Consider the following 23,458-nt stretch of genomic DNA (forward strand, 5'->3'; position numbering starts at 1 on the left):
ATAAGCGACGGCAATGCGGCCAGACGGTGTCAAAACCCAGACCGGTAAAATAGGCTTAGATAGGCATTATTCGTGTGAACAGGAGATTTGTTTTTCAGCCTAAGTCTTCCATGTCAAAATGGTCCTTGCCCATATTTCACACAATTAAATAGGTTTGAGAGTGTATTTAATTGAAATAACAGTCGCTTAATGGGTGTAGTATTTCAAGAAAATAACGTCATGTTTGTCTGCAGTAAAAAATGTTCTAAAAATGTGAATGCTCGGTTTTTTTTCGAACTTAGGTACCAGGTGTTTAATTTTTGGCCGTGTAACGCTGTTGTATTGCACAGAAAGCAAGGATTACAGTATGACGACATATGAAGCGTTAAATGTCATGGTTATTGACAATGATGATCTTCAACTTGAATTAGTTTCTGCTCAGTTGGAGAACTTAGGGATAGTAAAGATTGAAATGGTAGATGGCGGACGACAAGCTTTAGCTAAATTTGATACTAGTCAAACGAAGCCGGATCTGCTTATTTGCGATATTCAAATGCCAGATATTGATGGTTTCGAGTTCATGCAAGCGATCAACGAACGTGATTTCAAAGGCGGCTTGATTTTGATGTCAGGACAAGGTGCCCATGTCCTCCATACAGCGTCACTAGTTGCGCAGCTTTCAAGACTGAATTTTCTCGGAACCGTAGCAAAACCCGTAACTAGGGTAGCTTTGGAAATGGCAATTGGGAAAATGACAGTGCGGAATGATTAATTCAATTCATCTTGTGGGAAAAATGAGCTATTGATTGGCACGCATTTTATCAATAAGTTGCATTAAGAAACCGCATCACTATTCCATGTGACGTGAATCATTTTAATTGATTACCGGGGCATCATAAAATGCATACAAGCAGAATCACGCCGCGCAATCGGATTAAAAGTATGTTTCGGACATTGTGTTTGCTTGTATTAGGCTTATTTGTCAACGAAGCTCTCGCACAGACGCCTGCTAAATACAGTTTTGCAGTCGTTCCACAATATAGTGCCGTTGAACTTCACAAAGATTGGGCACCATTGATCGCCCGGCTTTCTAAAGATACCGGCTTGGTATTTGAGCTAAAAATTCAAACGTCCATTCCCCTTTTTGAAGCGAGTTTTTTGAAAGGTGAACCAGACTTCGCCTACATGAACCCCTACCATATGGTGATGGCAAAAAAAGCGCAATTGTATGTGCCTATTTTGCGTGATGCCAAGCCATTGACGGGGGTGTTGGTGGTGCGCAAAGATGGCTCGTACAAGACCTTGAAAGACCTGAACGGCCAAAAAATAGCGTTCCCTGCGCCTAATGCATTTGGAGCTTCGCTGTATATGCGGACATTACTCTCAGAAGTGGCGCATATTCAGTTTGCCCCCGTCTATGTTAAAACCCACAGCAATGTCTACCGTAATGTGATACGCGAAGATGTCGCTGCTGGTGGAACAGTTAACGTTGCACTCAATGATGAGATTGCTGAAGTGCGTGAGCAATTGCAAATTCTATATCAAACACCTCCTGTTGCATCGCACCCAGTCGTGGCACACCCGCGTGTCGCTGCTTCTGTACAAAAAGTGGTTGCCCAAGCGTTTTTTGCATTGACACAAGACGCTGAAGGGCGCTCATTGCTCAATGCGATCCGTATACCGGCCCCGGTAGCCGTCAGCTACCAAGTCGATTACCTTCCGCTTGAAAAACTACAGGTAGAAAAATACCTCATCATCGAGTAAGCCGTATGTCAATCCGTCTCCGAGGGTATAGATTTGTTCCGCGTACCCTTCGCTGGCAATTGGCATTGCTTACTTCGACCTGCCTGGTTGTCGCCATCTTGGCCTATGGCACTTACATGGCCAGAGTGCAAACCTCCTTGATACGCAAGCAGACGCAAGCGGAATTGACGACGGTCGCACAAAATTTGGCTGCGGTGAGCCCCGTGTTTTTAATCGTAAACGATTTGGCTGGTTTGGAAAATGCTGCCTCTAGATTCGCCACTTCGGATCAACTTAGATCTTTGCTGGTAACCGATACGAGTGGCAAGCCGATCACCGAGTTAATTAACACGGACGGGCGCTGGACTCCCAATTTTAATAACAATTTAATTACTTTACCTGCTGGCAAGGGCGTTATCCTACAAGATGAAAACACCCTTTGGTACCCGATAGACGCCGGTAGCTTAATGGGGTGGGTACGAATAAGTTTTCAATTCCCTACGTTCTGGCAATTGGCTTACGGTATTTGGATGGACTCTCTCGCGGTTATCGCTTTGACTTGTGTGATGGTGATATCGTTTTTATTGTACTTGTTGCGATCGCCGATGCGCGCTTTTGAGGAAGCCACTGAATTTGCTGAAAATCTTGATGAAAACATTGGCACTCGCATGAACCCGTATGTGGGTAATGTAGAGCTAGAGGTTTTGGGGGCAGCATTAAATAAGGCATCTATAAATCTGAAATTTCAACAGCTTGAGCTGGAAAATCGGCAATTCGCCTTAGATCAGCATGCCATTGTTAGCATGACGGATCTGGCCGGCTTCATTACCTACGTTAATGATCTATTTTGCGATATCAGCCATTATTCGCGCGAGGAACTCTTAGGCGAAAACCATCGCATACTTAATTCTGGGCATCATCCTGCGGAAATGTTTGATGATTTGTGGCAGACCATTTGCACGGGAAATGTTTGGCATGGCGAAATTTTAAATCGGAATAAAGACGGCGGTCTTTATTGGACTTTAACCACAATTGTTCCTCTGGTGGGAAAGGATGGCTTGCCTGAACAATATATCAGTATTCGTACTGATACCACCGCACGTAAAAAGAACGAGGATGCCGCGAATTCAGCGAATCGCGCTAAATCCGAATTTTTAGCCAACATGAGCCATGAGATTCGCACACCGATGAACGGAGTGATTGGCATTGTCGATATTTTGCAAGAAACTTCTCTATTGCCAGAACAAAAACGCATGCTAATGACGATACAACATTCATCGCTCGCTTTGCTGCAGATCTTGAACGATATTCTCGATATCTCAAAAATAGAAGCAGGTAAACTCGAGGTTGAACGCATTCCCACCTATTTGCTTGAAGTGACGGAAAGTGCAACGATGCTGATTCTCACTCTGTCGAATACACGTGCGGTAAATCTCTCAGTGTTTGTCTCGCCCGAATTGCCAGATTGGTTCCTGTGCGACCCCACTCGTTTACGCCAAGTGCTGCTCAATCTACTCGGGAATGCGGTGAAGTTCTCTGCGGCGGACGCGAAGCGCACCGCCCAGGTGACATTAAGGGTAAGCCCCTGCACGCTGGCAGACGAAATGGCGGGGGTGCGGCTAACCGTATTGGATAACGGTATTGGTATGAGCGAAGCGGTTGTGGGTAAGCTGTTTCAACCCTTCATGCAAGCTGACGAAAGCACAGCTCGCGAATTTGGTGGTACCGGTCTTGGTTTGTCAATAACGCATCGTTTGGTTGAACTAATGCACGGACAAATTTCGGTACACAGCACTTTAGGAAAAGGTTCTGAATTTGTTGTTGAGTTGCCATTGATGCGCTGTGAGGCAGGGCGCAAATTGGCTGCAAAGCCAAATGTGATGGGGATTATCGTTATTGTCGTCTCTGAGGATCCATTTGATATGGAAGTATTGCTCAGCTATGGTCAATTTGACGGAGCGCAGGTGAGGGTGGTGCCAGAAATGGCTGCTGCAGACTCACAATTGTTGCAGTCGCCCGAGCAATTGGCAAACACTGTTTTGATACTCGGATTATCCATAACGACGCCAACCAGCGAACTTATATTGCCGCGCGAGGTAGGCTTAGTGCGTATGGTACTACGCGGAAACGACAGCTTCGATTCTGACATCAAGTTGTTCACGCAACCGTTGCTTAAAGATGATTTGATCAGGGCGATCGCACAGGCTAGTGGCCGCTTGAATAAGGCACTCACCGATATAAAAGTAGAGCGGCGCACTCGTTTGCGGATCACTTCTCTCTCGATTGAAGAGGCTGTACAAGTTAAGAGATTAATCCTGTTAGCCGAAGACAATGAAACCAATCGCGAGGTCATCCAGGAACAACTGCACATGCTTGGTCATACGTGTGAAATTGCCGAAGACGGTGCCGTCGCCCTTCAAATGTGGCGAAAAAATCCTATGCGCTACGCTTTATTGCTAACCGACTGCCACATGCCAAACCTGGATGGTTTTGGCTTAACCGAGGGAATTCGTCGAGCTGAACCAGAGGGTACACGCTTGCCTATTATTGCCGTAACCGCCAATGCCATGAACGGTGAAGTTCAGCGTTGTCACGAGCGTGGTATGGATGATTATTTATCCAAACCATTGCGTATGAGTGAGTTGCGGAGCAAGCTCGATAAATGGTTACCATTGGACTCGGACAAGACTGAACGCATCATGCATGATAGCCAGCAGAGCCTGTCAATTCACAATTCTGCCACTTTCGCCGTATGGAACCCCAACACACTGCCTGACTTATTGGGCGATAAACCAGCCATGCACCGGCGCATGTTAGCTAAGTTTTTGAGCAATGCAGAGAAACAAGTAAGCGAAATTTTGGCGGCCTCGATGACAGGGAATGCAACAACCACAGGGGAAGTGGCGCACACACTCAAATCTGCCGCTAACAGCATCGGTGCATTAGCACTAGGGGAGCTTTGTCAGCATATAGAAACTGCGGGAATAGCGGGCGACATCGTCCAGAGTCGGGTCTTAGTGGAGAAACTCGTCGCTACATTTAGTGCCGCTAACAGCGCAATTGCTCAGCATTTATCGATCAATTTGCCTGTTGGCGACTAGCGGTCCTTACTTCCAACGATGCGTGAATGCCGGCGATGAATGTCTGTTATCTGGCACTTCAAAAATTGCTTACTAGTGGGGTTTCAGACTATGATTTTAGTCGTTGTTGTTAATGCCCGGCCGAGCGTTTTTTTCTATCGCAGATACTCAGATGTCTCGACTATTTCGAATCAACATGGTGGTAACTTTGTTGCGAATACATATATTGAAATTGATTCGATCAACGCACTATGCTTACCACCAAGGCCTAACTAACTTACAATAAAACTAGAACATGGGCAGGGCAGCTTAGTGTTTGCCCGTGCTGCCGAAGCCGCCTTCGCCACGTTGGCTGTCGCCGAATTCTTCGACGATATTGAAACCCACCTGCAGGACAGGGACGATCACTAGTTGCGCCAATCTTTCCATCGGTTGCAAGACAAACTCGGTCTGACCACGGTTCCAGGTTGAGACCATCAACTGGCCTTGATAATCGGAATCGATCAGCCCGACCAGATTACCCAAGACGATACCGTGTTTGTGGCCCATGCCGCTGCGTGGCAAGATCATCGCAGCATACGAGGGATTGTCGATGTGGATTGCCAGACCTGTAGGAATTAACACAGTTTCACCCGGCTTAATGGTGATTGCGGCATCGATACAGGCGCGCAAATCCAGGCCTGCACTACCCGGTGTGCCGTAGGCAGGGAGCAGATCTTTCATGCGGGAGTCGATAATTTTCAGGTCTATATTTTTCATGTGCGTGCTTAATCGAATTTAGGATTTAGGGTTTGTATGGATAATTATGCGCTTGGCGATTTCTGTGATCAGGCCTTGCGCCAGGGTTAGCTTATCGGCGCGTGCTATGTGTTGATGGCCGTCTTTATCAAATAAAACCAATTCATTTTCATCGCTGCCGAAGGTGGCGTGACCAATATTGCCGACTAAAAGAGGAATATTTTTTTTGATGCGTTTGGCTGCACCGTATTCCAGTAGTTTTTCCGATTCCGCTGCAAAGCCCACGCAATACGGGGCATTTTTCAATGCGGCGACGCTGGCGAGGATGTCGGGATTGAGCGCAAACTCTAATTGCGGGGTATCGCTGTCTCCGGTTTTTTTTAGCTTTTGATCGCTGGCATTGGCGATGCGCCAATCCGCCACCGCCGCCACCGCGACAAATACATCGCTAGGCTGGCTAGCCAGTTGCGCCATCACGGCGTCATGCATCTGCTGCGCAGTTTGTACCTGTATGCGCTGCGTGCCATACGGTGTCGCCAGCGCGGTTGGGCCAGAGATTAGAGTGACGGTCGCCCCGGCTTGCCAGGCCGCTTGCGCAATCGCGTAGCCCATTTTACCTGAAGACAGATTGGTGATGCCGCGGACCGGGTCGATAGGCTCGAAAGTCGGGCCGGCGGTGATCAGCAGGTGTTTGCCGCGCAAACTCTTGGTCTGAAAACTAGCAATGATTTCGTTGAATAATTCTGCCGGTTCCAGCATGCGACCCATGCCGGTTTCACCGCAGGCTTGCTCGCCTGCGGCAGGGCCAAGTACTTGTATGCCATCGGAACGCAGTTGGGCAACATTGCGTTGAGTCGCCGGGTTTTGCCACATTTCTACATTCATCGCCGGTGCGATCAGTAGCGGAATATGCGCAGGCCTTGCCACGCATAGCGTCGATAACAAATCATCGCAAGCGCCATGCGCGAGTTTGAAGATGAAGTCGGTGCTGCAGGGCGCGATCACGATCAGATCGGCGTCACGGCTCAGATCGATGTGCGGCATATTATTCGCGATACGCGCATCCCATTGGTCGGTGTAGACCGCGTTGCCGGACAGGGCCTGCATGGTGACGGGCGTAATGAATTGGGTGGCCGCCTGCGTCATGACTACTTGCACAGACGCGCCGGCTTTACCTAGTGCGCGGGTCAGTTCGGCCACTTTATAGCAAGCGACGCCACCGGTCATACCCAAGACAATTTTCTTGCCAACCAGGTTCAATAAGCTAGACATCGCGAGTCTCCTCTATTTTTTTACGCGGCGCAGTTCGTCGAGTATGAACAAGCTCGCACCTAGGCAGATGGCGCTATCGGCGATATTGAAAGCCGGAAAATGGTAAAGCTGTTTGTAATGGAAATCTAAAAAGTCGATGACATGGCCATACATCAGGCGGTCGATGACATTGCCGAGTGCTCCGCCCATGATCAGAGATAAAGACCAGCAAAACAAGCGTTGCCCTGCGTTTTGCTTGATCAAATAGATGATGAGTAAAGAGGCGACCACACCAATGACGGTGAAGAAATAGCGCTGCCAGCCAGATTCTGCGGCCAAAAAGCTAAATGCCGCGCCCTTGTTATATGCCAGCACCAGATTGAAAAAAGAGGTGATGGATAGCGATTCGCCATAGCTGAATAATTTGGCGACCGTGATCTTGCTGAGTTGATCAAACAAGATGACGATGGCCGCCAAGCCTAACCACGGCACTAAAGAATTGCCAGATGACTTGCTAACAAATTTATTTGCTGTAGGTGCTGCGCTGCGTTTTTTGGTTGCCATGTTTTTTGTTGGTGCTTGATAGATCGTTGCTAATGCGATTAATAACTAAGTGAGAATTGTGGTGCGCTTGGTGGGTTACGGTCTTGCAAAACCTTAACCCACCCTAAGACGGCACTCTATTTTACGCAAACTGTCGTACTTCACCTGCGCCAAACAAATTGCTCACGCAGCGGCCACACAGGCCAGGGTGCTCTACGTGGCTGCCGACTTCGGCGCGGTAGTGCCAGCAACGCTCGCATTTCACATACGGCGAGGCCTGCACGACGACCGCTTCATCGGCTTCGCTGGCGACCAACTCAACTGTCGCAGCCGAGGTAATTAAAGTAAATTTCAGGTCGTCCGCAAAACTGCTCAGCACGTCGAACTTGGCAGCACTCGCCTTGATCACTACTTCGGCTTGCAAGGATGAACCTATCGCTCCTGATACGCGCACTTCTTCCAATTGCTTGGTGACGTCGGTGCGTATCGCGCGCAGCGCAGCAAATTTTTCTAACAAGGCGGTGCCATCGGCGATGGCTGGCAAATCGTAGAAAGTTTGGGTGAAGATGGTTTCATCGCTAGCCGCATAGGCGTCGACACTGGCAAAACTGAGCCAGGCTTCTTCGGCAGTAAACGACAGGGTTGGTGCCATCAGGCGCAACAGGCTTTGCGTGATGTGCCAGATCGCAGTCTGGGCCGAACGTCGTGCAGCGGACGTGGTGCCGCTGGTATACAGACGATCTTTCAAAATATCCAGATAGAAGCCACCCAGATCTTCGGAGCAGAAAGACTGCAATTTGGCGACCACAGGATGGAACTCAAACTGCTGATAATGCGCCAGGATGTCGGCCTGCAAAACTGCCATATTCGCGATCGCATAGCGATCGATTTCCAGCATATCGGCCACGGCCACCGCATCTTTACTGAAATCGAAGTCGGAGGTGTTTGCCAGCAAGAAGCGCAGGGTATTACGGATGCGACGATACGATTCTGTGACGCGCTTTAAGATCTCGTCCGAGATTGTGATTTCGCCTGAATAATCGCTAGAGGCAACCCACAGACGCAGGATATCGGCACCCAGGGTTTCAAAAATCTTTTGCGGCGCTAAGGTATTGCCCAAAGATTTGGACATCTTCTTGCCGTCGCCATCCACCACAAAGCCGTGCGTCAGCAAAGCTTTGTACGGGGCGCGTCCGTCTAACATGGATGCCGTCAACAAGGATGAGTGAAACCAGCCGCGATGCTGATCCGAACCTTCCAGATACAAGTCGGCAGGGAAGCCGAGTTGTTCCTTGTGTGAGCCGCGCATCACGGTTTTATGGGTAGTGCCGGAATCAAACCAGACGTCCAGCGTGTCGCGGTTTTTTACGTACATATCGGCATCGGCACCAAGGAACTCATTGATGTCGAGTTGCTGCCAGGCTTCGATGCCGGACTCTTGCACACGTTGCGCGATTTGCTCCAATAATTCTGGGGTGCGAGGATGCAGTTGGCCGCTTTCTTTATGCAAGAAAAACGCCATAGGCACGCCCCATTGACGTTGACGTGACAGCGTCCAGTCTGGGCGATTGGCGATCATGCCGTGCAAGCGGGCTTGGCCCCAGGCCGGGAAAAATGCCGTTTCATCAATCGCCTTGAGTGCTGTTTCGCGCAGGCTAGGGCCACCGTCTTTTGGTGTATTGTCCATGCTGGCAAACCACTGCGAGGTAGCGCGGTAGATGATAGGCGTTTTATGTCTCCAGCAATGCATATAGCTATGCTCGAACATCTTGAACGAGAATAGGGCACCAGCTTCTCTGAGCTTGTCGCAGATAGGCTTAGAGGCTTCCCAGATCGTCATGCCAGCAAAGAAAGGCAGCCATGAGGCATATTTACCATCGCCCATGACCGGGCTGATGATGTCGTTGTCGAGCATGCCGTGCGCCTTGCACGACTTGTAATCCTCGATACCGTAAGCCGGTGCTGAGTGAACTACCCCGGTGCCGCTCTCTAACGTCACATAGTCAGCCAGATACACAGGCGAAAATCTATCGTAGCCAGCATCCATTGCGGCCAAAGGATGTTTGAATTTGATTTCGGATAAATCGGCACCCAGACAAGTGGCGATCACTGTGCCTTCGAATCCGTAATTCGCCAGACTAGCCTCGACCAGATCTTGCGCCAGTATCAGCAGAATAGCTTCGCCATCGCGCACGGTTTGCACCAGTGCATAGGTGAATTCAGGATGCACGTTCAGCGCTTGGTTGGATGGGATGGTCCACGGCGTGGTGGTCCAGATCACCGCGTAGCCCTTATCCAGCGGCAGCTTGTCTAATTTAAATGCGGTTGCCAGTTTGTCGAATTCGGCAAAGGCAAAACCGACATCGATAGACGGATCACGCTTGTTTTCGTATTCGACTTCGGCTTCTGCCAGGGCCGAACCGCAATCGAAACACCAGTTGACTGGTTTTAAACCGCGATACACATAACCCTTGTCCAGCAAAGTGCCCAGTGCGCGGATTTCGTCGGCTTCATTGCCAAAGGCCATGGTCTTGTACGGGTTGTCCCATTCGCCCAAAACCCCGAGGCGGATAAAGTCTGCCTTCTGGCGTTCTATCTGTACCTCTGCATAGGCGCGCGCTTTGGCCTGCACCTCGGCCACTGGCAGATTTTTTCCGTGCAGTTTTTCGATCTGGATCTCGATAGGCATGCCGTGGCAATCCCAGCCCGGTACATAGGGCGCATCGAAACCTGCCAGAGTACGCGCCTTGATGATCATGTCTTTTAGGACTTTATTGACAGCGTGGCCGATATGGATATCGCCATTGGCATACGGAGGACCGTCATGCAGTAAAAATTTTGGGCGATTGGCAGATGCCTTACGAACCCGCTCATAAATCTTTTTGTCTTGCCATTCCTTGATCCACTTCGGCTCGCGCTTGGCCAGATCGCCGCGCATAGGGAAGGGTGTTTCTGTCATGTTGACCGGGTATTTACTGGCCACTTTGGCTGATTTTTCGTTAGACATAATTTTGCTTAAATTCGGTTAAAAATAAATTTTAATAAGGAGATGCGGATATTTTTTTGTGCGTTTGTATTTTTTAACGAAGAGAAGTTGCCGAGCTTCTCTTTAAATTCGGTCGGTCGCAGAGATTGCCGCGCTGGCGCGCTGTTCAAAATAGGCTCTGGCCTGTTCCGCATCGCGTTCTATTGCGGCGGTCAGTGTAGGCAGATCGACGTATTTTTCTTCGTCGCGCAGTTTTTGTAAAAATTCTATCTGCACCACTTTACCGTAGGCATTGCCGCTGTAATCAAACACATGGGTTTCTAGTAAAACGCGACCGCTATCGTCCACCGTAGGGCGTACACCCAGGCTGGCCACGGCCGGCAAGGGCTGCTCCGCCAAACCATGCACCTGCACCACAAAGATCCCTTGTAAAGCTGGGCGATGATGGGCTACGCGTAAGTTCAGGGTAGGGAAACCGAGTGTGCGTCCCAGCTTCTGACCATGCACCACATGACCCGAGATGCGATAGCTGCGCCCCAATAAACTCTGGGTCTCGCTAAAATCGCCAGCGGCTATCGCGGCCCGCACTGCTGAGGAAGAAATGCGCACGCCCTTGTCTTGCACTGGAGCCAGGATCTCTACTTCGAAGCCATACTCTTTGCCTGCCGCGATCAGCATGTCTATATCGCCAGCGCGTTTTGCGCCATAGCGAAAATCCTCACCGACCATCATCCATTTCACATGCAAGCCTTCGACCAGGACTTTTTGTATAAAGTCTTGCGGGCTCAGTGCCGCAAAATGGGCATTGAAATGTTCGACGATGACTCTATCGACACCAGCCAAAGTGAGCGCATCGAGATTGTCGCGCAGATTGGCGATGCGGGTCGGCGCCTTGGATACGTCGCCCAGCAACTGGGCAAAAAAGCTGCGCGGGTGCGGCTCGAAAGTCATTACCGCCGCCTCAAGATTGAGGCGTGTGGCGGCCTCGCGCAAGCGGGACAGTAAAACCTGATGTCCCAGATGCACGCCGTCAAAATTGCCTATCGCCAGCGCACAAGGCGCGCGCGCGGCAGCATTAGGGAGTCCACGAAATACTTTCATTATCACTCAGGGAAACAATTGCAAAAACCTTAGATTATAAGGGCTTTCACTCTCAATTTTGCGCATGAGCGTGCCTAAATGCGGATTTAGTCAGCGATGTGCGGGTATTTTTGCCACTTGTACGGCAAATCCGCCTGCCAGTGCGATAAATGATAAGTGCGTATCCTGATTGTGACTAGGCATAGTGATAAGTTTGTGGCGCTAGCAAGGCGGCATGCCGGCAATTGGCGGGCAGCGCGGCAGATTAGCTGCAGGTAAGTGTAGCTGCCAAAATACTGGGGGTGAGTATGGGTATTAATGCGATAAATGCGCACGTCCTCTATGCGCAATCGGCTAGCTAACGCCTATACTCCCATAAATCTCTATTTATATCGAATCGCGCCAGGCTTGTTGGCCTAGATGCTGCGTTATCAAAGAAGCCACTTGCGCGGCATGGGTCTGCGCCAGATTGTGCTGGCCGCCGACGATTATCTGCAGATTCGCCTTGGGGATGCGCTTTGCCAGGTATTCGCCCACGGCTACCGGGCTGATGGGGTCGGCGTCGCCCCATAGTAAGAGAGTGGGGCAGGAAATGCGCGCCAATTGCTTGCTCAGGTCTGGGGCAGATGTCGTGATCCAGTCTGCGCCTTGTGGGAACTTGGCTTTATAGGCGGGGCGCCAATCCTCTCCGCCCAAGCGCGCCACATCGATCCCGCCCGAGGTGGCGACCAGGATTAAATGACTGATTTTTTCCGGATACTTAAGTGCCAGTTGCATGGCAGGTACGCAGCCCATGGATTGTGCGATGAGGGCGCAGGGCGCGCTCATCTCCGCTTCTACCAACGCTAGCATATCGGCAAAGCCGGTAATCTCAGGCGCAGGCGGCTGCGCGCCTAAGCCCGGCCAGGAAAAATAAGTTTTGCGATGCGATGCTGACAGCAAGGCTCCTACCGGATGCCAAAATTCGGCAGCGCCTGCGCCGCCAGGTAAAAAGAGTAAATGCATAGATCGTTGGTAATTTTCCGGAGTTTGCAGGGGCTAGCATCAGAGGTGAATCCGCACCTATTTAGGACTTACGCAAAATTATTCCAGCAAGGCGAGTACAACAACGCTGGGGCGGTTTTGCGTAAGTCCTACTATTTTGGTGTCAGCAGCCAGACCTGTTCCTGAGCTGCACATTTTCCTTTTAATCCGCCGGCCAACGGGGTGTCGGCCAGCAGTTTGAGTGTGTAATGCTCGTGATAGTGTTGCTCTAGTTCTTGCGGGCTGACAGAGAACGGCGGGCCTGCTTGTGCGCTTTGCTCGTACTCGTAGCAGACCAGTAATTGCGGCGCGGTGTGACTTATCTTGATTAAATGAGCGCTATAGCGATGACGTAGTTCTGCCTGCAATGCCACTAAGGCAGCTCTGTCATAAATGGCATCGACAGCGCCAAGTTCGGCCTCGGATAAGGCAAAAATATCGCCGGCAAAGATATCGATATGGGCGGCGCTATACTGCTCAAGCTCACCTATTTTGACTATTGTTGGTGTCAGAGCTAGCCCGGCAAATAATTCATCAATGGCGATTTTGCTCAATTCAGCACCGGCCACTCGATAGCCTTGCGCCAGTAGCCAGGCGATATCCAATGTTTTTCCGCATAGAGGTAAAAACAGGCGGCTGCCTGGCGCCAAGCCCAGTTCCTTGATGTACTTGAGTAGCAGAGGGTTGGCGGCCGCTTCGTGGAAAGCGATCTCTTTTTTCTCCCATTTGCTATGCCAAAAATTTGCGTCCATGCTGCGCTCTTTTATCTTGTCTAGAATTGATGATGATTAATTGATTAGAGTTCGCGCTGTTTTTAAATCTGGGCGTTGGATAAAGCCCGAAGCGCCGCCGCTCCGCCGCTCCGGCAGTAATTTAAAAAGAGGCGAGGTGGATATTCGACACGCATCGTGCTCTTATCTCTCTATATACTGGGGATGAGTATAGGTACATTCCTCGATATAGCGCCGGCTCAGTATGCGCGATAAGCTCGACCTATCCTATACTCCCCCGAAAACACAGTTTTATCTCTAGCGCAGAAACTTAGCGCTTGCCTTATTCCTCGCTCAGGTAGCCGCGGTCTTGCGCTTGTTGCGGATCTTCAAAGATGGCCATCGCGGTTAGCATGCGACGAAAGCCGAACTTGCGATAGAAGGGCTCCTTGCCGGGTACGGCGTACAAAATAATCTTCTTGTGTCCGGCCGAGAGAGCGAGCAATTTGTTGACGATTTCTTTGCCCAGACCGGTGCCCTGATGACTGGGGTGGGCAGCGATGTCGCACAAGTAAGAGCAGTCGGAACCGTCTGCCAGCGCTCGCCCGGCGCCGACCAGGCGTCCATTTTCGCGCGCAAAGCAGTGGTAGCGGCTATTGGTAAATACAGTTTTCAGATCGGCTGCGTTCTTGTTGCCGAGCGGGGCGGCGTGATACAGCGCCTCCAGTTCTTGCCAGTCTATCTGGTCCAGCGAGTGACTCCATTGAATGTTCATTGCTTCAGCCTGTGAAAGAGGATGTTTGATAAGAAAAATTTTATTGGCGCATGCTGATGGCGAGGCGATTCAGCGCATTCATGTTGGCGATGGCGAAGCTTAAGTCGGATATCTGCTGGTCTGAAAAATGCTCACGGAGTGCCTCAAACAAAGCGTCCGGTGCATGGGTGGTGCTGATCGCCGTCAGCGATTCTGCCCACGCTAATGCCGCAGCTTCTTTGCTGGAAAAGATCGCACTGGCGTGCCAACCGGCCAGCATATCGAGTTTTTCTTGCGACACTCCAAGCTCACGCAAGGCCTTCGCGTGCTTTTTCAGACAGAAGGCGCAGCCATTTATTTGCGAGACGCGTAAATAGACTAATTCAATCAGCTCTCGTCCGACCGAGCTTTGCTCTAGATAAGCGCCGACGGCGCGCATCCCGGCCAAGGCCTCGCTGGACAGATCGTAATAGGGTAGGCGTAAGGACATGGATTTCCAATGTTAAGTCGAGAATTTATTGCTAGGGGAGATGTAATCTCAATGAGTTGTTAGATGCACAGGCTTGCTAGGCCGACTTGAAGCTTTTTGTTGTGTCGCTCAAAAGATTTTTTTGCCTGTTCATGCCTGTTCATGCCTGTAATTAAATTGTATTCTATCAATATTCATAATTGTTCGACAATGGCTTTTTAAGGAAAAAGCTAGTGCAGTTCAGTCCTTGCCTCGCTCGCTCGGCTTGGCTGTTTGAATAAAATCAGGGATGTGGTCGCCAACTTGCTGCGCGTTCTGGACGCATTTAATTTGTTTCTTCACTTAAGGAGTGTCTGATGTTGATTGCTGATGGCGTCTTGCTGCGCCCCTTTAAAAACTCTGATGCCGCCGCGTTTGCCGCCGCCGTGCTGGAGTCTGCCGATACCGCTGGTCGCTGGCTGCCCTGGTGTCGCGCTGGATATAGCGAGCAGGATGCGCTGGCATGGTTTGCGGTTTGTCACGCGGCGCGGGAAGCCGGCAGCGCCTACGATTTTGCCGTGATTTGCCAGGACAGCGGCGAATTTCTCGGTGGTGTCGGGCTCAATCAAATTATGTCGCACCTACCATTTTGTAATCTCGGCTATTGGGTGCGCCAGTCGCGGCAACGTCAGGGCATCGCGCTGCGCTGCGTGCAAGCCTTGTCGCGCTATGCCTTTGAGCAAATCGGCCTGCATAGGGTAGAAATCGTGGTGGCCTGCGGCAATCTGGCGAGCGAGGCGCTCGCCCTGAAGGTAGGCGCACAGCGTGAGAGTCTGGCGCGCAATCGACTCTTACTGCACGGTACCCCGGTAGATGCACATATGTTTGCGCTATTGCCGGGCCCTGCGCAAGCTGCGTAAGGCGCCATCCAGCAAGCCATACTAGGGCAGGGTATAGGTATATTTAAGTTAATTGCGCACGTCATATATGCGTAATGGCGTTATGAAATCCTATACTCCCGTTATTGCTCGGTTTTATCGGTTGCCATCATCTGTTCAAAACGGCGCTTTAATTCTGCGTAGGAAATTTGCTCCTGGCGTTCTGCGAGTATCCAGACGTGGCCGTAAGGATCGTTCAGGGTGCCACGTCGCTCGCCGTCGAATTGATCGCTGAGCGGCATTTTTTCGCTTGCGCCCGCTGCGATGGCGCTGGCAAATACCGTATCGACGCCGGCCACGTAGAGCAGGATTGATACTGGCGAACCGCCCAGCGATTTGGGGCTCAGGTAGCCCATGTCAGGGAACTCATCTGCCAGCATTAGCGTGGCAGCGCCTATCTGTATCTCTGCATGCATGATCTTGCCATCGGGATCGGCCAACCTGACTAATTCGCGGGCACCGAAGACCTTTGTATAAAATTCTATCGCCTGTGCGGCCTGATCGAGGATCAGATAGGGGGTGATACTGTGCGCAGGATTTGTTGCAGGGTTGCTGGACATGGAAACACCTTCTGTATGTGTTATGAAGAATTCCCCCGGCGCCGTTGTCCGGGCATTTTGCTTGTCAGTAATACAGTAATACCGGCAAAATACCGGCAGAACTAATAAACGCTGACGCTTGAATACACGTCGATCAGGCTGGTTTGCAAGCGTGTGTATTTTAACCAAGTATTTGATTTTTAAACAATGAATTTTTAATAATTAATTGTTGTATCGGTTTGCGCTGGCGGATCGTCTTATCCGAAGCCGTCCAGGTGGACTCCGGCGCACTTGGCTGCGCTTAGGTGCGCTTATATACTAGGGGGTGGTATAGCTGCTTGTGTTGCGCTTGCGCATATAGTGTATGCGCAAGCGGATGAATGAACCTTATACTCCCTCTATTTCTCTATTTTTGGCGATTTTTATCGGGCCGACTCAGGCGCTTACTATCTATTCGTTAATCGCAGGACTAGGCCATCAATGATGATGCGACCACGATACATCCGGCGAGGCCAAATAGCCTGCCACGGCCTCTTTATCGCCGGTTGCGTATTTCATCACTTCACCGCAAGTGCAGATACCTTGATACGGTTGGATATGCGAGCAGGCCGAGACTTTTTGTAAGAAGACTTCGACCTGTTTGCTGCATTGCGTGCATTTAAATCTGAGGATGCGGGCTGGTTTGTTCATGCTCATGTTTTACTGATGCGTTAATTGTTGATGATGGTATTAAGCTAACTTTTGGCTAGCTTTAGACTGGGTTTAGACCAACTTCAGACGCCATAAAGACGTCACTTCTTGCGCGCGGGCGGCGTGTAGCGGGTCGCTGGTGTCGGCTGCTTTTGGGTGTTGCGGGCGTATGTCCATCTTGCCTACCACTTGCAGGCCGCCGGCTTCTATCCACGACCATAACTCGGCGCTAGTGCGCAGGCCCAGATGTTCGGCGATGTCTGAGAGTATCAGCCAGGCTTCGCCTTGCGGCTCTAAATGCGCAGCGACACCTGCCAAAAAGCCGCGCAGCATGCGGCTGTCCGGGTCGTACACGGCGTATTCTATCGGCGAGCTAGGGCGCGCCGGTATCCAGGGCGGGTTGCAGACGATTAATGGGGCGCGGCCGGCCGGAAATAGATCGGTCTCTAACAGTTCGACCTGCTGCGCTACACCTAAAGTGGTCAGATTTTCGCGCGCGCATTGCAGGGCGCGTGGGTCTTGATCGGTGGCGATAATTTTTTTGATGCCGCGTTGCGCCAGCAAAGCCGCCAGCACACCGGTACCGGTACCGATATCGAAGGCCAGCTCATTGCCTGGCAAGGGCGCTTTCGCGACCAAGTCGATGTACTCGCCACGCACTGGCGAGAACACGCCGTAATGCGGATGGATGCGGCCAGCGATGGCAGTAATCTCCACGCCTTTTTTGCGCCACTCATGAGCACCGACTACACCTAATAGCTCGCGCAAAGACGCCACAAACGGTGTTGCGGTATCGCCAGCGGCCAGAGTATACGCCTCGTTACAGGCTTGCTGCACATCGGGCGCACGGCGCAGGGGGATTTTGTAACCGGCGTCAAACGGGATCAACACCATCGCCAGCACCCGTGCCCTTTGCGATTGCGCCTGCCGGTGTAAATGAAAAGCCTCTGCGCCGCTGGCGGGAGCCTTAGTTTTTTTAGCCGATTTCTCTGGCTTCTTATCGATGCGGCGCGCCAGCGCTTGCAGCAGTTGTCGCGCATTTTGAAAATCGCCGCGCCAGAGTAAGCCAGTACCTTCGCAGGCCAGCTTGTAGGCAGCATCGGCAGTCATGCGATCATCCGCAATCTGCACCCGTTTCGGCGGCGCCATGCCGCTTTCAGAATGCCATTTGAGGCTCTGTTGCACATCGTTTTCTAACCAGCAAAGTAGGGGGGGCGTAGGGTTCATGGTGGACCTGATGTTCTTGTTTTTGTGTTGGGAGAGCGTGCTGCATGCAAGATTAGGACTTACGCAAAATTGTTCCAGCTAGGCGTACCGCCGAAGACTTACTTTAGTACGGCAAGACGGATACAACGACGCTGGGGCGGTTTTGCGTAAGTCCTATAGATAATTGCAGGGTGGGGCAAGCCTAAAGCCGAAGTGTAGCAAAGATTTGCTGGCTGACCGCGATTGCGGGGCTGTGGTGGGTGAATTTTATGCGTAGCGAGTCAAAAATCAGGACGTGGTTCGTGAAGCGTGCTCGCTACAGGGGGGGGGCGTAAAAAGCGTAGTGGGATAAAAAAGAAAATAATTTCAATATTGCTAATCTAATTGGTAAAATGCAATTTAACCTCAGCACTCTTTTTAGCGCCTTGTTTAAACTTGGTATTTTTGATATGGACGGGCTGATTGGAAAGTCGCATAAGGCTTTCCATGGAAAATATATTTGCGACTAGCTTTTTGGTCGTTGGCTAATTTTCAAAATGAAAATCAAAACACTTCGGGCAGCGCAACCTCACGCTGCTCGATATTTCATAAATTGGGGACTAGAAAGATACATAGATGGAATTCACTAAGTCGTCCATGTTGGGTTGTGTTATTGGAATAGCAATTGCTACTGCCGTTGTTGGCTGTGCTGCCACCGGAACCGACGGAATAGTATTAATTGGCCCAGATATGTATATGATCGGTGGTCAAGGCAAGTTCACAGATTTTTCTGGTAGCGCGGTAAAAGCACGGTTCTACCAAGATGCATCAAAATTCTGTTCAGGAAAAAATAGGGTGATGCACCCAATGAATAGCACGGCGCAAGACGCGGCGTATGCAGCGTATGCGTCTGCTGAAATACAATTCCGTTGTGTACTTCCAGACGACCCAAGGCTGCCAAAATAAGCTAGTTAGTATGACAGCCAGGTAGGCCGGGTGCAACCCGCGCCGCTTAATTGTCTGACGAGCTTTGTTAATTTTTTTGTTCGACCAGAACACATCAAGCGCATGTGCCAGAAAATCAAGGTTCGGCGCGGCTTGCGCCCGCGCTACATGACTAAGGCAGATAGACCGCTGAGCGCGTAAGAGTATTCACAAGTACTGGAATTCGGAACTAAATGGCGTGGCAAGCACGACTTAGTCAAAATAAATGGCTAGCAGAATGGCTACAATTGTATTGTTGATACTTAACTAGCAAACACCTTGGTAATGACGAAATTCATAGTACTCAATTGATCGGTTGGTACTAGGCAGGGGGTGCGACGTTGCTTTATGTTAGACGCTTTTTTTTTGCGGGGATATTTCGACCCGCTAGTTTGCATACTCTCTATTTTTTAATTGCTGCCACCCTTTTTAATTATTGGTTTAATCCCAGTATTTTCGAGTCAGTTGCTATCTGAGTCTGCTGCTATTTGACCCGCAGATTTATTATGCAAAAAAACATCTATTTCTATCGTTTAGGATTCATATGTACACAGTAGCCCGTTTTTGCGCTCTTGCCTCACTCCTTTGGACGCTCTTGATCCCGTGCGCCGTAGCGCAAGATAGTTCCTCATTGCCGAAATACGGATCGGGGAGCAAAAGTGATGCCCAAAGGACGGCTGACGAGCGCTTTCTCGCTGGAATTGATCAACAGTACAAGGGGGACCGCAAGAAGGCAGGGCAAGAGTTTGCTACGCGTGGATGGCAGAGCCTGCGTCAAGGAAACCCACGCGAGGCTATGCGACGCTTTAATCAAGCATGGTTACTTGATTCAAGCAATGGACATGCACTGTGGGGGATGGGGGCAGTGCAGGGCGACACCGGAAAGAGCGATGAGGCAATCAAGTTATTTCAAGAGGCAGAAAAATCATTGCGCGATGATATCGACTTCGCTACTGACTACGCGCGTACTCTAGGTATGGCGGCAGCAGAAGCAAAGGATGATGCAGCCCTCCAGCAAGCTTTTAAGCGCTACGCTCGCATTCAAGAGAGAGCGCCAAATCACACGCTCAATCTTCAAAACTGGGCAATTACTCTTTTTTACGTAGGCAATTATGCGGAGGCCTGGCGCAAGCTGAGTCTGGCCGAGGCAACGCCTCGACGTGGCGAAATTGATGCTGGCTTTGTTGAGGAGCTTCAGAAAAAGATGCCGCGTCCATGAGTCAAAAATCGAATCTGATCTGCGAGGATGAGCAGGCCCAAGCCCAAGCCCAAGCAGGCTTCTCGACTGTCCCGGCACTGCTGGCAGCACTAGAGCGATGAGGCGTGTTTGTATGCTGGGTGCAGTTTGGTCTCATTCTTCTATCATCAGGAAAATTTAATGCCTATCGAACTTCGTAAATGGTTTCAGCTGACTGTTGGGGCCATCAGCATCTTAGTGTCCATAGTATGTTGGCTCTCTATTCGTTCCTATATTCCAGCATCAGATGTTGGAGCACAAATCGCCGCCAGCGTTTTGCAGATCGCTGCAATACCTGGATTTTTTCAGTTGTTCCGTATCTTTTTACCTCTGCTTCTCGTTAAATTATGGCCGGGAATGGAAGGGCGTAAGCCTGAATAAACTGAGAAGAATGGCAGCAACTTGCGCATTTTGGCTTTGCTTGCCAAGGGCAAATGCCGCTTGTGATTATAGGTTGGCTGAGTGATACTGCGCGCTATCGGTTGGTATTTTCTAGCCTCATGGCATGCGTGCTTGCTGCTATGCCTTTAGCAAACGGAGGTCAACATGTGCCGCTTTACCCTTTATCTTGGGCCGGCGATACGCCTGAGCAGTTTGTTGATCAAGCCTGCGCATTCACTGATACATCAGAGCACCCACGCGGCGGAGCGATCTGAGCCTTTGAATGGTGACGGTTTTGGCATAGGCTGGTATGCGCCGCGCCTGTCGAAAGAGCCGGCGGTGTTTCACTCGGTGACGCCCGCCTGGAATAACCGCAATCTGCATAGCATCTCCAATGTGCTGGCCAGCCCCTGTGTGTTCGCGCATGTGCGCGCCGCCACCGAGGGTAGCGACGTGCATATGGCCAATTGCCACCCGTTTAAATATGGCCGCTATCTGTTGATGCACAATGGGTCGATCGGTGCGTTTGCCCGGGTGCGCCGCCAACTGACGGCTAGTCTGTCTGATCAGGCCTACGGCGTGATACGCGGTAGCACCGATACCGAGCTGCTATTTGCAGTGTTTATCGATGAGCTTCTCAAACACGGTGAGCCCGATAGCATGGAGTTCTCTGAGGAGGATGGTGCCGGGCGACTTGCAGGGCATTTGTCGGCCACGCTGGCGCGGGTGCTCGCGGCAGTTGGCGAGCTGGGCGATGCTGCACCTAGTTTTTTGAATGTGGCAGTGTCTAATGGCGATTGCGCAGCGGTGTCGCGCTTTTCTAGTGCATCTACTGCGCCCGCCGATTCTCTGTATATCTTGCATGGCGAACTGTATCCAACTACCGCCGAAGAATTTTCGGGGCGCGCGGTGGAGGATGCTGGCGCGGCAGTAATCGTCTCCTCAGAACGTTTGACGCAGCATACAGAATGGCGGGCGGTGCCAGCTGCTCACATCGTGGCTTTCTCTCACGACCAGGTGCCACAGTTGTTTGCGCTGGATAAGGATGGGCGTATCGTGGCCGCGTCGGTGGAGTGAGCTTGTATCAGGGAGTATTTTTAAGAGCGCACATCCTATATGCGCAAACCGCCATGTTTTTGCTGATACTGGCAGGAGTATATTGAAGCTAGCCAGAATTTATTGGTGGCAGAATAGCAAATGTGATAGTCTCGTGCTCCCAATATATTTATTGTTTGAGGTGATCCATGCAGACTAACATCGGGCATTCTCGTTTGCCGCAAGCTAAGCTTAAACTTAAGCGCACTGCCAGCACACTCTTGGCGAGCATGCTAGGTTCGCTGTGCTTCATCAGCGCCAGTTTGGCCAGTCATGCTGAGCATGAACATGGCACCCCGGCCGCCAAAGCAGATACGCAGCAGGCTTGTTGCAGCAAGATGGCTGGCATGAGTATGAGTAATAGCAAGGCCGGACAAAATTTTAAGACCCTCAAGCAAAATTTTCTCACTGCGCTGTGGCGGCAAGATCCGGATACGGCGATGGCGGCTGGTAAATTTACCGATGCTGCTAAATTGCCTATCCCGAATCAAATTTCGCGCGCTAGCAGTCTGCAGTTCTCCGATTATTGGTTACAGCAATTAGCCAAGATCAATACCGATCAATTGGCTCCCAAAGAGCAGACCGATCTGGTCTTGATGCGTAATTATCTGAATGCAAATCGTTGGTATCTGAGCGAGTTCCGCGAGTTTGAGTGGAACCCTAGTCTCTACAATATCGGCGGTGGTTTCGATGCCGTGCTTAATACCGAGTACGCACCTGCTGGGGCGCGCCTGCGTCTGGCGATCCAGCGTCTGCAAGGCGTGCCGGCTTATTATGCGGCGGCCCGTGCCAGCATTAAAAATCCTACCCCTGAACACACGCATCTGGCGATCTCGCAAAGTAGTGGTGCTTTGAGCGTTCTGGCAGACCTGGAAAAACAGGCCAAGGCACAAAAACTCACTAGCAAGGAGCAGGGCTTGCTGCAAGTGGGCTTAGTGCATGCGCGTGCTGCGGTGGATGACTACGTGCGCTTTTTGACGGACGTAGAAAAAAATCTGGATACGACGACCGCGCATTCCTTCCGTATCGGCAAGCAATTATATGAGGGTAAGTTTGCCGCCGATATTCAGTCTAGCCTGAGTGCCGAGCAAACCTATCAGCGTGCGCTCGCCAGCAAAGAGACGGCGCATCAGAACATGGAAAAACTGGCGGATCAGTTGTGGGCCAGCACCATGGGGGAACTGGCCAAACCGCTGGAGCCTGCCAAAAAAATCGCTATGGTGATCAATAAACTCTCAGAGCGCCATGTGCAGGCCAAGGATTTGTATACCGAAATACGAGCGCAATTGCCGGTCTTGCAAAACTGGATACGCGAGCATGATCTGGTGGAGCTAGATCCAAAACGGCCACTGGTAGTGCGCGAGACACCCGAATATGAGCGCGGCGTGTCGGTGGCGTCGATAGAAGCGCCGGGCATTTTCCGGCCTCAGGATAAAACCTACTACAACGTCACGCCGCTCACTGGCCGCCCGCCTGAGCAGATAGAGAGCACGCTGCGCGAATACAATTATTGGGTCTTGCAGATCTTAAATATTCATGAGGCTATCCCTGGTCATTATGTGCAACTCCAGCACGCGAATAGGTCGCCGTCGGTGATTAAGACCTTGTTCGGTAACGGTGCCATGGTCGAAGGCTGGGCCGTCTACAGCGAGCGCATGATGCTCGAATCTGGCTATGGCGGCAATACGCCCGAGATGTGGCTGATGTATTACAAATGGAATCTGCGCGCGGTCTGCAATACCATCCTCGATTACAGCGTGCATGTGCTGGGCATGAGCGAGGTCGAGGCGAAAGATTTTCTGATCAATCAAGCTTTCCAGACTCAGGCCGAAGCGGATGGTAAATGGCAGCGCGTGCAATACACCTCGGTGCAGTTGACCAGTTATTTCAGCGGCTACAGCGAGATTTTGGCTTTACGTGAAGAGCTCAAGCAACAACTGGGCGAGAAATTTAATCTCAAGCAGTTTCATGAAGAATTTCTGAGCTACGGCAGCGCCCCGGTGGGCATGATACGGCAGCTGATGTTGAAGAAATAAAGCAGTGCGCGGTGTTAGCGCTTAAAGAAAAGCAGCAC

General features: G+C 50.9%; 21 protein-coding genes. 9 read left to right on the forward strand and 12 right to left on the reverse strand.

Translation table 11 applies throughout. The features are described from left to right. The first annotated feature begins 346 nt into the window (after nucleotides 1–346). From ACO0K8_RS02100 to ACO0K8_RS02110, 3 genes are all read left to right on the forward strand, one after another. Nucleotides 347–751: a response regulator gene (locus ACO0K8_RS02100; protein WP_422944964.1), complete on the forward strand. Its 405-nt coding sequence runs from the start codon at nucleotides 347–349 to the stop codon at nucleotides 749–751. Between the two features lie 170 nt (nucleotides 752–921). Then, complete coding sequence (locus ACO0K8_RS02105) at nucleotides 922–1,743, forward strand: phosphate/phosphite/phosphonate ABC transporter substrate-binding protein (RefSeq protein ID WP_422944965.1); 822 nt, start codon at nucleotides 922–924, stop codon at nucleotides 1,741–1,743. Between the two features lie 5 nt (nucleotides 1,744–1,748). Further along, nucleotides 1,749–4,823: an ATP-binding protein gene (locus ACO0K8_RS02110; protein ID WP_422944966.1), complete on the forward strand. Its 3,075-nt coding sequence runs from the start codon at nucleotides 1,749–1,751 to the stop codon at nucleotides 4,821–4,823. A 288-nt stretch (nucleotides 4,824–5,111) separates the two neighbouring features. Here ACO0K8_RS02110 and dut read toward each other — a convergent pair whose 3' ends face one another. The 9 genes from dut to ACO0K8_RS02155 form a co-directional block, all read right to left on the reverse strand. Next, nucleotides 5,112–5,561: a dUTP diphosphatase gene (gene dut / locus ACO0K8_RS02115; RefSeq protein ID WP_422944967.1), complete on the reverse strand. Its 450-nt coding sequence runs from the start codon at nucleotides 5,559–5,561 to the stop codon at nucleotides 5,112–5,114. Nucleotides 5,562–5,579: 18 nt separating this feature from the next. Beyond that, nucleotides 5,580–6,800 carry a bifunctional phosphopantothenoylcysteine decarboxylase/phosphopantothenate--cysteine ligase CoaBC gene (gene coaBC / locus ACO0K8_RS02120; RefSeq protein WP_422945839.1) on the reverse strand — a complete coding sequence of 407 codons (1,221 nt, stop codon included), beginning with the start codon at nucleotides 6,798–6,800 and terminating at the stop codon, nucleotides 5,580–5,582. 24 nt (nucleotides 6,801–6,824) lie between these two features. Next, a complete protein-coding gene (gene lspA, locus ACO0K8_RS02125) occupies nucleotides 6,825–7,355 on the reverse strand; it encodes a signal peptidase II (RefSeq protein WP_422944968.1) in 531 nt (176 codons plus the stop codon). Nucleotides 7,356–7,476: 121 nt separating this feature from the next. Beyond that, nucleotides 7,477–10,341: an isoleucine--tRNA ligase gene (gene ileS / locus ACO0K8_RS02130; protein WP_422944969.1), complete on the reverse strand. Its 2,865-nt coding sequence runs from the start codon at nucleotides 10,339–10,341 to the stop codon at nucleotides 7,477–7,479. 102 nt (nucleotides 10,342–10,443) lie between these two features. After that, nucleotides 10,444–11,421, reverse strand: a complete 978-nt coding sequence (locus ACO0K8_RS02135; protein ID WP_422944970.1) for a bifunctional riboflavin kinase/FAD synthetase — start codon at nucleotides 11,419–11,421, stop codon at nucleotides 10,444–10,446. A 366-nt stretch (nucleotides 11,422–11,787) separates the two neighbouring features. Continuing rightward, nucleotides 11,788–12,405, reverse strand: a complete 618-nt coding sequence (locus ACO0K8_RS02140) for an alpha/beta fold hydrolase (protein WP_422944971.1) — start codon at nucleotides 12,403–12,405, stop codon at nucleotides 11,788–11,790. A 131-nt stretch (nucleotides 12,406–12,536) separates the two neighbouring features. Then, a complete protein-coding gene (tmpT, locus tag ACO0K8_RS02145; protein ID WP_422944972.1) occupies nucleotides 12,537–13,175 on the reverse strand; it encodes a thiopurine S-methyltransferase in 639 nt (212 codons plus the stop codon). Nucleotides 13,176–13,476: 301 nt separating this feature from the next. Then, on the reverse strand, nucleotides 13,477–13,908 hold the full coding sequence (locus ACO0K8_RS02150; RefSeq protein WP_422944973.1) for a GNAT family N-acetyltransferase: 432 nt from the start codon (nucleotides 13,906–13,908) through the stop codon (nucleotides 13,477–13,479). Between the two features lie 40 nt (nucleotides 13,909–13,948). Further along, nucleotides 13,949–14,377: a carboxymuconolactone decarboxylase family protein gene (locus tag ACO0K8_RS02155; protein ID WP_422944974.1), complete on the reverse strand. Its 429-nt coding sequence runs from the start codon at nucleotides 14,375–14,377 to the stop codon at nucleotides 13,949–13,951. 335 nt (nucleotides 14,378–14,712) lie between these two features. On the opposite strand from ACO0K8_RS02155, the gene ACO0K8_RS02160 reads away from it, so the two are divergent. Then, on the forward strand, nucleotides 14,713–15,255 hold the full coding sequence (locus ACO0K8_RS02160) for a GNAT family N-acetyltransferase (RefSeq protein WP_422944975.1): 543 nt from the start codon (nucleotides 14,713–14,715) through the stop codon (nucleotides 15,253–15,255). Between the two features lie 101 nt (nucleotides 15,256–15,356). Here the strand turns inward: ACO0K8_RS02160 and ACO0K8_RS02165 are convergent, their stop codons facing one another. The 3 genes from ACO0K8_RS02165 to ACO0K8_RS02175 form a co-directional block, all read right to left on the reverse strand. Next, nucleotides 15,357–15,833 (reverse strand): VOC family protein, encoded by a 477-nt coding sequence (locus ACO0K8_RS02165; RefSeq protein WP_422944976.1) that lies wholly within the window; start codon nucleotides 15,831–15,833, stop codon nucleotides 15,357–15,359. A gap of 456 nt (nucleotides 15,834–16,289) precedes the next feature. After that, a complete protein-coding gene (locus ACO0K8_RS02170; RefSeq protein ID WP_422945840.1) occupies nucleotides 16,290–16,502 on the reverse strand; it encodes a hypothetical protein in 213 nt (70 codons plus the stop codon). A 72-nt stretch (nucleotides 16,503–16,574) separates the two neighbouring features. Further along, nucleotides 16,575–17,729 carry a methyltransferase gene (locus ACO0K8_RS02175; protein WP_422944977.1) on the reverse strand — a complete coding sequence of 385 codons (1,155 nt, stop codon included), beginning with the start codon at nucleotides 17,727–17,729 and terminating at the stop codon, nucleotides 16,575–16,577. 594 nt (nucleotides 17,730–18,323) lie between these two features. Between ACO0K8_RS02175 and ACO0K8_RS02180 the strand changes: the two genes are divergently transcribed. The 5 genes from ACO0K8_RS02180 (at nucleotide 18,324) to ACO0K8_RS02200 (ending at nucleotide 23,420) form a co-directional block, all read left to right on the forward strand. Beyond that, nucleotides 18,324–18,653, forward strand: a complete 330-nt coding sequence (locus tag ACO0K8_RS02180) for a hypothetical protein (RefSeq protein ID WP_422944978.1) — start codon at nucleotides 18,324–18,326, stop codon at nucleotides 18,651–18,653. A 649-nt stretch (nucleotides 18,654–19,302) separates the two neighbouring features. Next, nucleotides 19,303–19,890 (forward strand): tetratricopeptide repeat protein, encoded by a 588-nt coding sequence (locus tag ACO0K8_RS02185; RefSeq protein ID WP_422944979.1) that lies wholly within the window; start codon nucleotides 19,303–19,305, stop codon nucleotides 19,888–19,890. Between the two features lie 159 nt (nucleotides 19,891–20,049). Then, entirely contained in the window at nucleotides 20,050–20,289 is a 240-nt protein-coding gene (locus tag ACO0K8_RS02190) for a hypothetical protein (protein ID WP_422944980.1), read from the forward strand. Between the two features lie 165 nt (nucleotides 20,290–20,454). Continuing rightward, nucleotides 20,455–21,366 (forward strand): class II glutamine amidotransferase, encoded by a 912-nt coding sequence (locus ACO0K8_RS02195; protein ID WP_422944981.1) that lies wholly within the window; start codon nucleotides 20,455–20,457, stop codon nucleotides 21,364–21,366. A gap of 167 nt (nucleotides 21,367–21,533) precedes the next feature. Further along, a complete protein-coding gene (locus tag ACO0K8_RS02200) occupies nucleotides 21,534–23,420 on the forward strand; it encodes a DUF885 domain-containing protein (RefSeq protein ID WP_422944982.1) in 1,887 nt (628 codons plus the stop codon). Nucleotides 23,421–23,458: the final 38 nt, after the last annotated feature.

The organism is Undibacterium sp. Ren11W (genome assembly GCF_049340485.1).
Taxonomy (GTDB): domain Bacteria; phylum Pseudomonadota; class Gammaproteobacteria; order Burkholderiales; family Burkholderiaceae_D; genus Undibacterium.

Bases quoted from the DNA above. Each gene is read 5' to 3' on its own strand.
- ACO0K8_RS02100 (WP_422944964.1), top strand. From the start codon at position 347: ATGACGACATATGAAGCGTTAAATGTCATGGTTATTGACAATGATGAT.
- ACO0K8_RS02105 (WP_422944965.1), top strand. From the start codon at position 922: ATGTTTCGGACATTGTGTTTGCTTGTATTAGGCTTATTTGTCAACGAA.
- ACO0K8_RS02110 (WP_422944966.1), top strand. From the start codon at position 1,749: ATGTCAATCCGTCTCCGAGGGTATAGATTTGTTCCGCGTACCCTTCGC.
- dut (WP_422944967.1), bottom strand. From the start codon at position 5,561: ATGAAAAATATAGACCTGAAAATTATCGACTCCCGCATGAAAGATCTG.
- lspA (WP_422944968.1), bottom strand. From the start codon at position 7,355: ATGGCAACCAAAAAACGCAGCGCAGCACCTACAGCAAATAAATTTGTT.
- ileS (WP_422944969.1), bottom strand. From the start codon at position 10,341: ATGTCTAACGAAAAATCAGCCAAAGTGGCCAGTAAATACCCGGTCAAC.
- ACO0K8_RS02135 (WP_422944970.1), bottom strand. From the start codon at position 11,421: ATGAAAGTATTTCGTGGACTCCCTAATGCTGCCGCGCGCGCGCCTTGT.
- ACO0K8_RS02140 (WP_422944971.1), bottom strand. From the start codon at position 12,405: ATGCATTTACTCTTTTTACCTGGCGGCGCAGGCGCTGCCGAATTTTGG.
- tmpT (WP_422944972.1), bottom strand. From the start codon at position 13,175: ATGGACGCAAATTTTTGGCATAGCAAATGGGAGAAAAAAGAGATCGCT.
- ACO0K8_RS02150 (WP_422944973.1), bottom strand. From the start codon at position 13,908: ATGAACATTCAATGGAGTCACTCGCTGGACCAGATAGACTGGCAAGAA.
- ACO0K8_RS02155 (WP_422944974.1), bottom strand. From the start codon at position 14,377: ATGTCCTTACGCCTACCCTATTACGATCTGTCCAGCGAGGCCTTGGCC.
- ACO0K8_RS02160 (WP_422944975.1), top strand. From the start codon at position 14,713: ATGTTGATTGCTGATGGCGTCTTGCTGCGCCCCTTTAAAAACTCTGAT.
- ACO0K8_RS02165 (WP_422944976.1), bottom strand. From the start codon at position 15,833: ATGTCCAGCAACCCTGCAACAAATCCTGCGCACAGTATCACCCCCTAT.
- ACO0K8_RS02170 (WP_422945840.1), bottom strand. From the start codon at position 16,502: ATGAACAAACCAGCCCGCATCCTCAGATTTAAATGCACGCAATGCAGC.
- ACO0K8_RS02175 (WP_422944977.1), bottom strand. From the start codon at position 17,729: ATGAACCCTACGCCCCCCCTACTTTGCTGGTTAGAAAACGATGTGCAA.
- ACO0K8_RS02180 (WP_422944978.1), top strand. From the start codon at position 18,324: ATGGAATTCACTAAGTCGTCCATGTTGGGTTGTGTTATTGGAATAGCA.
- ACO0K8_RS02190 (WP_422944980.1), top strand. From the start codon at position 20,050: ATGCCTATCGAACTTCGTAAATGGTTTCAGCTGACTGTTGGGGCCATC.
- ACO0K8_RS02195 (WP_422944981.1), top strand. From the start codon at position 20,455: ATGTGCCGCTTTACCCTTTATCTTGGGCCGGCGATACGCCTGAGCAGT.
- ACO0K8_RS02200 (WP_422944982.1), top strand. From the start codon at position 21,534: ATGCAGACTAACATCGGGCATTCTCGTTTGCCGCAAGCTAAGCTTAAA.